Genomic DNA, 11,676 nt, shown 5'->3' with positions numbered 1-11,676 from the left:
GGTTAGCGCCTTCCTATCAGCATGCCGATGATGACCCCGAAAGCGGCACCGATGCCGAGGCTGGTCCAGGGGTTATCGTGAACGTAGCGGTCGCTGACATCGAGGCGGTGCTCCACGGTGTCGCGGGCCTCCCCGTAGAGGCGCTCACCGCGGGACTCCAGGCGCTCGCGGGTCTCCTTGAGACGCTTCTCGGCGCGATCGCGAAGCGCCTTGATATTGCTGCGGGAGTCGTCGGCGGTGGCACCGATCAGCTCCTCGATGGTCTGCGTCAGCTGATGCAGGTCCTCCCTGAGCTGGGCGGTGGACTCTTGGGTACGCGACTGGGCGTTGGACTCTTGGGTACGCGACTGGCCGGTCGACTTGGCGGTGCTGCGGGAGCGCGATTTCTGCTCTCCCTGTTCGCGCGTGCCCCGGGATCGAGTATTGGGTTGTTGTGCCATCGAGCTCTTCCCTGTGACGGTGAGTTCAGCTCCAGCATAGCAGGCATAGAGCAGCTTAAAAGGGGGCTGGCGTAAGCGATCACCCCCGGGATTACCCAGCCGCTGGCCGCCTTCGGCATCTCGCGGCATCATGAAACCGTTAGTCTGAACGGAGACCTGGACGATGAAGAAAGTGCTGTTGGTGGCCCTGCTGGCCTTGGCGGGCCTCACCTGGCTCGAGGGGCAGCTGGAGTGGCGCGGCAGTGCAGAGCTCCCTGCCGTGGAACAGCGCCTGCCGGGGCAGGCGCAGATCGAGGCGACGCTAAGGTTGATCGAGCGTGGCGGTCCCTTTCCCCACGACCAGGATGGCACGACCTTCTTCAATCGCGAGGGCAGGCTGCCGAAGGAGCCGCGGGGCTACTATCGCGAATACACCGTGGACACGCCGGGCCTCTCCCACCGTGGAGCGCGGCGTATCGTGACCGGCGGCAAGCCTCCCGAGGTCTTCTACTACACCGATGACCACTATGACTCGTTTCGGGTACTGGAGGATCGACGTTGAGCACAACGAGCGAGAGCGAGACCCTGGCACGCTATCTGAGCGATCCCGCCCACGCCGGGGTGTATCGTCTGGAAGCGGCGCGGATCGAGGCGCCTGTCGAGTCAGTGAACGAGAAGAGAGGGGCTGTTGCAGGGGTCGAGTGGCGCCGGCTTCCGGCGGCACCCTACTGGAGTCGCGAGGCGCTGCTCGATGGCCTGGCGGCGAGCCTGGCCTTTCCCGACCACTTCGGGCGTAACTGGGATGCCGCCTGGGACTGCCTGACGGAGCTTGGCTGGGGCGAGGAGCGGGCCTTGGTGGTGTTGGTGCCCGCGGCACCCGCCGATGAGGCCGCCATGGCGGCCTTCGTCGAGTTGATGCAGGATGCCGCCGAGCACTGGGCAGCCCGCGGTCATGCGCTGGTTACGGTGATTGTCGGCGAGACGCCGGTCTCAGCCGCGCTACAGACAGTGTCGGAATGGCCACTGGGGCCAGGCGCGAAGTGAATCATCGAGGGTAATGACTGCGACGCGCTAGCTCAGCAGTCGACGCAGGCGGTTGATCAGCAGGGCGCTGGCGGTCGCACGGCGACCATAGCGTATTAGTCGACTATGATTCTTGCCGATCCCCAGCATCAGCACTCCCCCGATGGCATAGAGGGGGACCTTGAAGCGCATCAGCGCATGCCAGCCGCTGTCGATCGACTCGGCGGCGGTGTGCCAGCGGTTGGCCGCGACCAGAATGTCCACCCGCTGCTGTTCGATGCGTGCCTCCAGCTCGGCCTTGCGTTGAGCTCGGCTGAGCGGCGCCTCGTTGTCAGCTGTCATCGTCAGCCCTCCTTGCGTTCCTGCTCCAGCAGCTCACGGTCAGTGGCGAGGTGCTTGAGGGTGCTGGCCAGCAGGGTGCGCCTGCGCGCCAGCTGCATGACTCGCAGGCATAGCAGCAGGCCGCTGGAGAGCAAGACCCCCGCGCTGACGGCGATGGCGGTCAAGCGGTAGCTGTCCCAGAAGAACACGATCACCAGGGTGGTGAGTACCGCGATGCCGAGCAGCAACAGGATCAGTGCCAGTCCCGCGAGCAGCAGCATGCCGACCAGGCGGGCGCGCTCCTCTTCCAGCTCCAGCACGGCGAGACGCAGGCGCGTCTCGCCGCTGGCCAGCAGGCTGCCCAGCAGGCGCCTGCCGGCAGTAAAGATACGCTGAGCCGGTCCTTGGCTGGATGCCATCAGCGCCGCCCGAGCAGCATGCCGATCACGAGGCCTACGCCGGCGCCGATGCCGATGCTGGTCCAGGGGTTCTCGCGGACATAACGGTCACAGGCATCGACCTGATGGTCGAGGGTCTCCCGGGCATCACCGTAGAGGCGTTCGCCGCGAGCCTCGAGTCGATCGCGGGTCTCCTTGAGCCGCTTCTCCGCACGTTCGCGCAGCTCCTTGATATTGCCGCGCGAATCATCGGCGGTGGCACTGACCATCTCCTCGATGGTCTGGGTGAGGTGCTGCAGATCTTCCTTGAGTTGCGCGTTGGTTACCTGATTACGATTTGCCATTCGAGTCTTCCTGTGACGGTGGGTGACAGGTCCAGCATAGCAGCCGGCATGAGGCTTGGCAGTCTCCCGGCCCGTAAGGCCTGCAGGGCTAGCGCAGCATGCCGCTATTGGGAGAGAACAGCGGATTGAGGCTGAACCCCAGGCTGAGGCGTTGAGTGTCCTGATCATAGTCGATCAGGCTCTCGCCGTAGCCATGGTAGTACTGTACATGGGCACGGACTCTGCTGTCGAAGAGCGGCCAGGAGTAGTCGAGCTGCCCCCCCATATGGCCGGCTCCGGGGTTGCCGCGCAGCAGCAGGCTGAGCTCGTCCTCATCGAAACGGCGGGCGATAGTGATGTCGCCATAGCCCATGTAGCGCTCGATATCGGGGTTGTCATCATCCCCGGTAGTTTCCGGCAGGCGGTAGTGCGGTGCCAGGCTTACCGCCCAGTTGCCACGCTGAAAGACCGTCTCCAGATAGAGGCGATTCCAGCTGCGCGACAGCTCGTTGGAGCGGCCGTTGGACTGATGATTGATGGCCACACGGTTGCGTATATTTGCCCAGCCAAGCATCTGCCAGTCGTTGTCGAAGCTGAGAAACACCTCGGGCTCATAGTTGGTCTCGCGGAACGGCGAGGAGTCGTCGGTGTTATAGGCCTGCCACCAGCTGCGCTGGGTATAGGCGAAGTAGAGATCACCGGTTTTACCGAACAGTCCTTCGGAAAGGGCGACCTTGGCGCTGAACTGAAACTTCAGCTCGCTGCGCTCCATGCCGTCCTCGCCCGTAAGGTTCGCATAGGAGTCGTGATTGGGCTTTCGATTGTAGGTGAGCGGAAACAGGTAGTTGCGCCGGTAAGCGGTGATGGCATAGGGGTTGCGGTTCGAGGCCTGCTCCAGCTGACGACGGCCGGCGGCCTCGGCCACGGCAACATCGGCCGGGGCTAGCTGCTCCTGGGGCCAGACGAACTCCCGTGCGTCCGGTATGGCATCGACTGGCTGGGCATCCATGGCGTCGAGCCTGGCCTGCACTGCAGCGGCCTCGGTGTGAAGCTCGGCCAGGCGAGCCTCCAGCTCGGCGCGGCTGGTCGCGTCCGGTGCCGCCTGGGCCGTGCCGACGATCAATAGAGCCTGACAGGCAAGGGCGGCGGTGCGAATCGGCGGGCGCATGGTGGTTATCCAGGGTAAAAGGGGCTGGATGATTGTTCTACCACGCCCGGAAGACAAGTCAACCGCACTGGAGAATCGCGATTGCCTTGCCGAGGGTGGGGGCACAGAATCGACAGCCAGGAAAACGCAACGGGAGAGGGGCGTGAGAACGGCAACAGCGGGAAGTGCCAGGCGGGGCAGAGGATATCCAGCGGTCTGCAGGTTACTGGGATGGATTCTGCTGGGGTGCATGCTGCTGGCCATGACGTGGCCGGCACTGGCTCAGCAGAAGCCACTGCCCGAGCGTGCCGCCGTGGAGGAGCAGCTGACGGCTTTGGAAGAGGGTGCCGGCGAGGCTGCCCCTTCGGGTGAAGAACAGGCCACGATCGAGCTTCTCAACGCCACACTCGCCGACCTCGATGCCCTGGACGAGGTCGAGAAGCGCCGTGAAGCACTAGAGACGCGAGTGGATCAAGCGCCCGAGGTTCTGTTGCGCCTGGAACGTGAGCTGGAAGATGAGGCCGCGACCGGCCGAACCACCGCCGCCGAGCTGGATGAGCTCTCTCTCGAGGAACTGGAAGCGCGTCAGCAGCGGGCGGTCGTGGAGCTGCAGCGCCTTCAGGATCGCCTCGCCGAGGTCAACGCTCAGCTGCTGACGGCCCAGACCCTGCCTGAGCGTGCTCAGCAAGCCATCGCCGAGGCCATGCGTCGGGTCGAGCAGGCGAGACGCGATCTCGACGAGCTGGATGTCAATGATATTCCCGCAGATGACCCCAGGCGCTGGCGACGCCAGGTGGCTCGTGCCCTGGCCGAGGCGCGGCTGCTCTATCATCAGCGCGAGCTGGGTACCAACAGCCGCCTGCGCGACCTGGATCAGCAGCGCCAGGAGCTCCTGACGCGTCAGCAGTCGCGTCGTGAGGCGCAGCTTGCGGTATTGCAGAATGTCATCGAGCGCAAGCGGCGCATGGCATCCGAGCAGGCCATCGCCGATGCGGTAAGAGACGACCCGCTGCTGGAGGAGGGGCACCCGGTACTGGTGAGCGCCCAGCAGGTGAACCGTGCCCTCAGTCAGGAACTGTTGCGAGCCAATGATCGCAGCAGCGTGCTGGTGCGCGATAACCTTACGCTGCGCAGTCAGCTTGACCAGGTGCGCCAGCTCGAGCGCAGCCTCACCGAGCAGATCGAGGCGATCCGCGGCTCGACCCTGCTGGCGCGAATCCTGCGTGAACAGCGTCGAGCCCTGCCTCAGGTCACCACGCGGCGCGACCTGCAGGATGAGATCGCTGACCTGCGTCTGCGTCAGTTCGATCTGGCGAATCAGCGCGACCAGCTGCGCGAGGGGGAGCGCCTGGCTCGGCAGCGCCTGGAGGAGGCCGGGGTGGCGAGCAGTGAAGCTCTGATCGACTCCCTGAAACGGCTGTATCAGTCGCGTCGGGAGCTGGTCGATCGTCTCGAACAGACCTACGGCAGCCTGCTGAGTTCGGCCATCGAGCTGCAGTTGAACCAGCAACAGCTCCGAGAGACGACCCAAGGGCTGCGTGCCACCATCGACGAACAGCTGTTCTGGGTCGCCAGCACGCGCCCGCTGGGGCTCGCCTGGCTGCGCCAGCTGCCCGACAATCTTGCCCTGGAGTGGCGAGATGGCGAATGGCGGCAGGCCCTGCCCACCACCTGGAGTCTCCCCACGGTGGGCGCCCTGACGGGCCTGCTGCCCCTGCTGCTGGCGGCTGCCCTGCTATGGAGGCGCCGGCGCATCCAGGCGCGCCTGGCCGAGCTGCATGAGCAGATCGGGCGACTGCGCAGCGATACCCAACTGCATACGCCGCTGGCGATATTGCTCAATGCGCTGATGGCCGCACCGGGACCGTTGCTGTTGGCGGCGGCCAGCCTGGCACTGCTGCTGGGTGGGGATGATACCGCCCAGGCACTGGGCAAGGCCGGGCTGGAGATCTCCCTGGCCTGGGGGGTAGTGGCCTGGTCGCGTCGCCTGCTGGTATCCGATGGTGTGGCCACGACCCACTTCCACTGGCCGGCGGACTACGCCTTGCGCCTCTATCGTCAGATGGGCTGGCTGGGACTCACCCTGGTGCCGGTGCTGGGGATCGCCACCCTGGCCCGTGAGTCGGAGTTTGGCCTGAGCAATCGTCCGGTGGCGCTGGGACTGCTGTTGCTGGGACTGCTGGTAATGAGTGTGAAGCTGACGCAGCTGATCATGGCCCATGCGCCGTTCTTCGGGGTCAAGCTGTTTCGCCTGGTGCTGGGACTGGCGATGGCGGGGGTGCCACTGATCCTGATCGGGCTGGTGTTGGGCGGGTTCGAGTATACCGCGCTTAGCCTGATTGGACGCTTCGTGGTCACGCTCTATCTGCTCGGGCTATGGGTTCTGGTCGAAGCCTCGGTGGTGCGAGGGCTGGCGGTGGCGGCGCGCCGCCTGGCGTTTCGTCGCGCCCTGGCCCGCCGCCGTGCCGAGGGAAAGGAGGGGGCAGAGGGCGGCCCCGAGGTTGTCGAGGAGCCGCCCCTGGACATGGAGCAGATCAATCAGCAATCGCTGCGACTCTCCAAGTTGATCCTGTTGATCGGCTTCGTGTTGCTGTTCTACCTGGTGTGGGCCGACCTGCTGACCGTGCTGGGTTATCTGGAGAAGGTGGCGATCTGGGGCGGGGAAGGCGACGACCTGGTTACCGACGCCTTGACGGTTGCGGACGTCTTCACCGCTTTGCTTATCGTGGCGCTGACCATGATGCTGGCACGCAACCTGCCGGGGTTGCTGGAGGTCAGTGTGCTGTCGCGTCTTGAGCTCAAGCAGGGTAGCGCCTACGCCATCACCTCGCTGCTCTCCTACACCATCATCGGGACCGGTCTGGTGTCGTTTCTGGGGACCCTGGGGGTCTCCTGGGACAAGCTGCAGTGGCTGGTGGCGGCGCTGGGCGTGGGGCTCGGTTTCGGGCTGCAGGAGATCTTCGCCAACTTCGTCTCGGGGTTGATCATTCTCTTCGAGCGACCCGTGCGCATCGGCGATACCGTGACCCTGGGCAACCTTACCGGGACGGTGAGTCGTATCCGCATTCGCGCCACCACGGTGACCGACTTCGACAACAAGGAGATCATCATCCCCAACAAGACCTTCGTCACCGACCAGCTGATCAACTGGTCGCTCTCGGATACCGTCACTCGTGTGGTGCTGACCTACGGCGTGGCCTACGGCTCAAAGCCTCGCCTGGTGCACCGCCTGCTGCGTCAGGCCGCCCAGGAGAGCGCACGCGTGCTGGCCGACCCGGAGCCCCAGGTCTTCTTCATGGCCTATGGTGCGAGCACCCTCGACTTCGAACTGCGTATCTTCGTCAACGCCCTGGGGGATCGTCTATTCGCCACCGACGAAATCAATTCGCGGGTGGGCGAGCTGTTTGCCGAACACGATATCGAGATCGCCTTCAATCAGCTCGATGTTCGACTGCATCGTGCCGTCGATGGCGTGGAGCGCAGGGTCGAGCGCCGAGACGCCGCCGGGCCGGCCGAAGGCCATCCGGCCCCCGGGACCTACGGTGATCCGGGGGACATCGAGACGGGGGATGCCGATGGTGCGGGCGAGGGTGGCCTGGATGGGGAGGGGGATGGTGGCCGCTGAACTTCCTGATAGCGGTACTCAGCCGCGTATGGCGTAAAGCAGGAACTCGCGGTTGCCGTCACCGCCCCGTATCGGGCTCTCCTGCCAGTGCTGGATGACCAGGTTGGCATCGCGACAGCACTGGCGGATGCGTGCCTCGACCTCGGCATAGCGTGCGGTGTCGCGAACCAGCCCCTGGGAATCGACACCGCCGGGGCCTACTTCGAACTGGGGCTTGACCAGGCTGACCAGGCGGCCACCCGTGGCCAGCAGAGTGGCGAGCTCGGTCAGGATCAGTGTCTGGGAGATAAAGGAGACATCCATCACGGCCAGGTCCGGTGCACCGCCTCCCTGGGCGGCCAGGGTTTTCGCCAGTCGCGCATCCTTGGCCATGGCGCGGGCATTCAGCCCTTCCAGGCAGGTGACCCTGGGGTCATCGCGCAAGCTGGGGTCGAGCTGGTCATGCCCCACCTCGATGCCGATCACGTGTCGCGCACCATGGACCAGGGCGCAGTCGGTGAACCCGCCGGTGGACTGCCCCACATCCAGCACCAGCTGTCCCTCCAGTTGGAGCTCCAGCGCCTGAAGGACCGCTTCCAACTTGAGCCCTGCCCGGGACACATAGCGCTCCTCCGGATCATCCGTCACCGACAGCCGGGTATCATCCGCCAGCTTCTCCCCCGGTTTGGTCAGCACTCGGTCGGAGTCGGCCAGGCTCACCCGGCCATGGCGAATCAGTCGCTGGGCGCGGGTGCGTGAACGGGCCAGGCCCTGAGTGACGAGCAGCAGGTCGAGGCGAGGCATGGGGGCTCCTGGCGGGAAAAGGGCGCCATTATAGCCAGCGGAGAGTTTCCGTTGTAGCGACGGGAGAGCCGCCGTTCTTTAGGCGAGTGCTGGGTGAGCGGCTTCTCCATTGACCATGCCGGCATCACGGCGAGCTGCCCGGTCCCTCGGCGGCTTGCAGATCGGTCGGTGGGATGCGGTCGGCCCCCCAGCTGCGATAGAGGTAGTCGGCGACCCGGTCCAGTTCACTCTGGCTGACCTCGGCCAGTTCGCCGCGCTCCAGCGGATCGTAATGGAAGATATAAAGCCGCGAGGCGAACTGATCGAAGGGCAGGGAGGACTCGCCAAAGCGCTCGCCGTGGTCGGCGGTGCTGACCTGGATGCCGTCACCCCAGTCCTGTCCGCTGTCATTGTTGGGGTTGAAGAAGTAGACCCGCATCACCTCGGAGGGGTCGAGGTTGACCCGCAATATGGTGATGGCATGCCAGCCGATGAAGCGGGCCGCGCTATCGGTGACCGCAATGCCGGCTGGCTGAGGGTGAATCAGCGGCTGGTTACCGTTGTAGTAGGGGTGATAGCTGGCATAGAAGTGCCGCAGGAAGGAGTCCAGGTCCTGAATCTGGCCGGTGGCCACATCGACATTGATGCGAAAACCACGTCCCGACCACCAGCCGTGGAACTCGGGGTTGACCCAGCGGTGGGGGTCACCCTCGCGGCCGATGCAGCGTCGCCCCATCTCGGCATAGATGCGGTCCAGATGCGGCACCACGATCAACGACACCGGATCGAGGTCTAGGGGCAGTGTCTGGGCAACGCCTGACATGCTGGCCATCGAGGAGAGCGGCATGCCCTCGAAGTGAATGATGATCTCGTCGTCGCGGGCCGCCCAGGCCACCATCTGCAGCAGGTAGTCGGGATCGTTGTAGGCCCAGATCGAGAGGGCGCGGGCCGATTGGCAGGTCGGGTTGTTGCCCTGGCCGATGCCCAGCGGCTGGCCGAGCATGCACAGCACACCCTCGAGCAGCCTAGCCCGCGGCGAGACGGCCTCGCCGAAGGCCAGGTTGAGTCGGGCCTTGGACCACTCCGAGAGCGACAGGCTCAGCTGTCGCCACATGGCTGGTGCGACCGGGGGTTGATAGAGAATGCCGCGCTCGAGCATCAAGGCCAGGCCGTAGGCGGCCTGGGGGGTGGCGGAGTGCACACCACCGCGAATCAACGCCGAAACAAGCTCACGATAGCAGAGCAGGCAGTCCCGCCCGGTGGAGGAAAGCCCCAGTGCTTCCGCCAGCAGATGATCGTTATGGTCCAGCAGATGGCGCAGCAGCACGGGGTGATAAGCGGAGACCAGGCCCGTGTCATGCATGGCCCGAGCGAACCCAGTGGCTTCACCCTGAAGCGCCGTCGCATCCATGCTGGCCAGTCGCTCACGGTACACCTCCAGGCCGGGGTCCTCGCGACAGGCGCGGGTAGGGCCAAACAGCGAGCTGACCAGACGGTCGGCTCCCTGGCCGCTGGCGCCCAGATCGATTGTCGGGTCGGCCTGGCAGATGGCGATCTGGGTGATCATCTGCTTGACCGGCTCGACCTGGATCGGGCGCTGCTCGAGGATCCGCCAGATCTCGGCGATCAGGCGATCGATGATATGTTCATAGCCGATACGCTCGGCAAGATGGCGAAACAGGTGGCGGGGCACCTGGGCGAGTCGGCCCTGGGTCTCGCGTTCGGCTTCGCTGGGGGCGCCGAACAGCAGCCACAGATTGATGGCCATCGTCTGGGTCAGGTAGTGGTGCGCCTGTTCCGCGGAGACCACGGGATGAAGATACTCGCCCTTGGCTACCGCCAGCAGGCGCAGCTCACTGAGTGTCTCGATCACCACCACGTTGGGATCGGCACTCTTCAATGCATGAGTGGTGAGGGTAGGAATCAGATACTGAGGGGTCTCCCAGTCGGAGCCGTCGAAGACGCCGGCCTGCTCCAGCCTCTGGGCGCGTGCCTCGACGGCGGCGGCACCGCCCTCCTGAAGCAGCACGCGGCGCGCGGTATCGAGCACCCGGGGCAGCTTGCCTGGCTTGGCGAAGTCGCGCGCTTCTTCCAGTAGGGTGGTTGCCGCGTCGAGCTTCTCCAGCAGAAGCTGAAGCTTGGTATCATCGGGTGGCGTGGTGTCGCCACCCGCTTGGGTGTCGTCATGCGTTGTCACGCTGACTCCTTGTCGTCAGGTCGTCATGGCTTACCATGACGCCTAGATCGTGCGAAGAAATCAAGCCAACGCCCTGATGGAGACCTCAGCTCATACATAGAAATCGAGCTCCTCCAGGCTCTTGAGCAGCTCCTTCATGCGTGCCGCTTCGTCGCCCTTGAAGTAGACCAGCCCCCAGTGCGTGCCGAAGGCGGTGCGCTTGGTGACCGTTTCCTCCAGCGGCGGCGTGAGCTCGTGGGATTCGAAGTAGGGGTCGTCCTCGACCTCTTCGGGAATCTCCAGCTTGCTGACCACGCGAAGCCGCGGGTATACCCCGAAGCAGCCGGCGTAACCATCGGCATCCTCGACCTCTCTGGGGAAGAACTCGGCGACCTCTTCCGACGTGCTCTTGGGATCGAACACCAGCATCGAGGCCTGGTAGGCATTGAAGCCGTAGACGCGCTCGAGCAGCTCGAAGACCTTGAAGCCCGGCGGACGGTAGGCCACCTCGCCGAAGTACATCTCGCCGTCGTTGGTGACGAAGTACTCTGGGTGGATCAGGCCAAATTCGATATCGAAGGCCTTGATCAACTTTTCGATCTGAGCGGTGATCTGGGGGCGGTACTTCTCCAGTTCCGGCGAGGCCGGCACAAATACCGAATAGCCCAGGGTCACGTACTCGGAGATATTGAGGAAGACGATCTTGCCGTCATGGATCCACGCCTCGACGGCAAACTCCCATCCATCCAGGTGCGACTCCATCAGCACCGGGAACTCCTCCTCGGGGATGGTATCGACCTCGTCAGGGGTGCGTATCACGCGATGACCCAGGCAACCCGCCTTGTCGAACGCCTTGAGGTGAATGGGGTCATTGGGGTCGCCGTCGAGCTTGAGCAGGGTCTGGTTGACCCGCTTGAGGAAGCGGATGACGTCCTCCTTGTCATGTGCCTCCTCGAAGATGCCGACGCGGATGCCGCCGAGCTGGGCACGGCGCTTCATCAACGCCTTGTCGCGTAGCAGCAGCGACTGCCCGTAGAGACGTGGGTTGTCGAGCAGTACCGAATTGATCGCCCCGGCCCACTCTACGGTCTCCTCGAAGAGCGGGATGGCCACGTTAACGCCCATCTCCTTGAGCGTCTCGGCGATCTCCATGGAGCGATCGTTCAGGCGCTCGAAGTTCCATGGCACGTAAGGAATGTCATGCTTCTGGCAGTACTCCTCCGCCCAGTCGGGCGCCACCACGACGTAGCGTCGGTCGAAGTTCTCTGCGGCTTCGATAGCGTTCAGGCTCCAGCCCAGCAGAGCGATATGCCCCTTGTTCGGATCCTTCTTCATGTGGCGCCTCCTGTTATTCGCGATGGTGACTCCTACCTGTCATGCCGTATAGTGATAATTACGGCATTCACTAAGTAAGGGTAGTCTTCATGCTACAGCATGCAGCGTTGGCCAACATCCCGAACGCGGCCGTCACGCATCCTTGCC

General features: G+C 64.3%; 10 protein-coding genes and 1 pseudogene. 3 read left to right on the top strand and 8 right to left on the bottom strand.

Going from position 1 to position 11,676, the window contains the following annotated elements:
• Nucleotides 1-2: 2 nt before the first annotated feature.
• Nucleotides 3-305 (bottom strand): annotated as a pseudogene (locus Q0894_RS01805) (DUF883 family protein); the annotation flags it as partial.
• Nucleotides 306-603: 298 nt separating this feature from the next.
• On the opposite strand from Q0894_RS01805, the gene Q0894_RS01800 reads away from it, so the two are divergent.
• Nucleotides 604-981: a ribonuclease domain-containing protein gene (locus Q0894_RS01800; protein ID WP_299230964.1), complete on the top strand. Its 378-nt coding sequence runs from the start codon at nucleotides 604-606 to the stop codon at nucleotides 979-981.
• Nucleotides 978-1,463 carry a barstar family protein gene (locus Q0894_RS01795; protein WP_299230962.1) on the top strand — a complete coding sequence of 162 codons (486 nt, stop codon included), beginning with the start codon at nucleotides 978-980 and terminating at the stop codon, nucleotides 1,461-1,463. Before Q0894_RS01800 ends, Q0894_RS01795 begins: the two co-directional genes overlap by 4 nt.
• Before the next feature lie 27 nt (nucleotides 1,464-1,490).
• Here the strand turns inward: Q0894_RS01795 and Q0894_RS01790 are convergent, their stop codons facing one another.
• The 4 genes from Q0894_RS01790 to Q0894_RS01775 all read right to left on the bottom strand — a co-directional run bounded on the left by Q0894_RS01790 (nucleotide 1,491) and on the right by Q0894_RS01775 (nucleotide 3,652).
• Nucleotides 1,491-1,784 carry a YqjK family protein gene (locus Q0894_RS01790; RefSeq protein WP_299230960.1) on the bottom strand — a complete coding sequence of 98 codons (294 nt, stop codon included), beginning with the start codon at nucleotides 1,782-1,784 and terminating at the stop codon, nucleotides 1,491-1,493.
• A 2-nt stretch (nucleotides 1,785-1,786) separates the two neighbouring features.
• The gene (locus Q0894_RS01785) at nucleotides 1,787-2,182 is read right to left on the bottom strand and encodes a phage holin family protein (RefSeq protein ID WP_299230958.1); all 396 of its coding nucleotides are present in this window, start codon (nucleotides 2,180-2,182) and stop codon (nucleotides 1,787-1,789) included.
• Nucleotides 2,182-2,505 (bottom strand): DUF883 family protein, encoded by a 324-nt coding sequence (locus Q0894_RS01780; protein WP_299230956.1) that lies wholly within the window; start codon nucleotides 2,503-2,505, stop codon nucleotides 2,182-2,184. Before Q0894_RS01780 ends, Q0894_RS01785 begins: the two co-directional genes overlap by 1 nt.
• An 88-nt stretch (nucleotides 2,506-2,593) precedes the next feature.
• Nucleotides 2,594-3,652, bottom strand: coding sequence for a phospholipase A (locus tag Q0894_RS01775; RefSeq protein ID WP_299230954.1), 1,059 nt, complete (start codon nucleotides 3,650-3,652; stop codon nucleotides 2,594-2,596).
• A gap of 229 nt (nucleotides 3,653-3,881) precedes the next feature.
• Between Q0894_RS01775 and mscK the strand changes: the two genes are divergently transcribed.
• The gene (gene mscK, locus Q0894_RS01770; protein WP_299230952.1) at nucleotides 3,882-7,256 is read left to right on the top strand and encodes a mechanosensitive channel MscK; all 3,375 of its coding nucleotides are present in this window, start codon (nucleotides 3,882-3,884) and stop codon (nucleotides 7,254-7,256) included.
• Between the two features lie 18 nt (nucleotides 7,257-7,274).
• On the opposite strand, the gene Q0894_RS01765 is transcribed toward mscK, so the two are convergent.
• The 3 genes from Q0894_RS01765 to Q0894_RS01755 form a co-directional block, all read right to left on the bottom strand.
• Nucleotides 7,275-8,039: a TlyA family RNA methyltransferase gene (locus Q0894_RS01765; protein WP_299230950.1), complete on the bottom strand. Its 765-nt coding sequence runs from the start codon at nucleotides 8,037-8,039 to the stop codon at nucleotides 7,275-7,277.
• A gap of 124 nt (nucleotides 8,040-8,163) precedes the next feature.
• On the bottom strand, nucleotides 8,164-10,215 hold the full coding sequence (locus Q0894_RS01760; RefSeq protein ID WP_299230948.1) for a hypothetical protein: 2,052 nt from the start codon (nucleotides 10,213-10,215) through the stop codon (nucleotides 8,164-8,166).
• Nucleotides 10,216-10,305: 90 nt separating this feature from the next.
• On the bottom strand, nucleotides 10,306-11,529 hold the full coding sequence (locus Q0894_RS01755; protein WP_299230946.1) for an ATP-grasp domain-containing protein: 1,224 nt from the start codon (nucleotides 11,527-11,529) through the stop codon (nucleotides 10,306-10,308).
• Between the last annotated feature and the right edge of the window lie 147 nt (nucleotides 11,530-11,676).

The sequence above is a fragment of the uncultured Halomonas sp. genome (assembly GCF_947501415.1).
Taxonomy (GTDB): domain Bacteria; phylum Pseudomonadota; class Gammaproteobacteria; order Pseudomonadales; family Halomonadaceae; genus Halomonas.
This window is presented reverse-complemented; position numbering and strand designations above follow the sequence as displayed.

Bases quoted from the DNA above. Each gene is read 5' to 3' on its own strand.
- mscK (WP_299230952.1), top strand. From the start codon at position 3,882: ATGCTGCTGGCCATGACGTGGCCGGCACTGGCTCAGCAGAAGCCACTG.
- Q0894_RS01780 (WP_299230956.1), bottom strand. From the start codon at position 2,505: ATGGCAAATCGTAATCAGGTAACCAACGCGCAACTCAAGGAAGATCTG.
- Q0894_RS01765 (WP_299230950.1), bottom strand. From the start codon at position 8,039: ATGCCTCGCCTCGACCTGCTGCTCGTCACTCAGGGCCTGGCCCGTTCA.
- Q0894_RS01800 (WP_299230964.1), top strand. From the start codon at position 604: ATGAAGAAAGTGCTGTTGGTGGCCCTGCTGGCCTTGGCGGGCCTCACC.
- Q0894_RS01785 (WP_299230958.1), bottom strand. From the start codon at position 2,182: ATGGCATCCAGCCAAGGACCGGCTCAGCGTATCTTTACTGCCGGCAGG.
- Q0894_RS01790 (WP_299230960.1), bottom strand. From the start codon at position 1,784: ATGACAGCTGACAACGAGGCGCCGCTCAGCCGAGCTCAACGCAAGGCC.
- Q0894_RS01755 (WP_299230946.1), bottom strand. From the start codon at position 11,529: ATGAAGAAGGATCCGAACAAGGGGCATATCGCTCTGCTGGGCTGGAGC.
- Q0894_RS01775 (WP_299230954.1), bottom strand. From the start codon at position 3,652: ATGCGCCCGCCGATTCGCACCGCCGCCCTTGCCTGTCAGGCTCTATTG.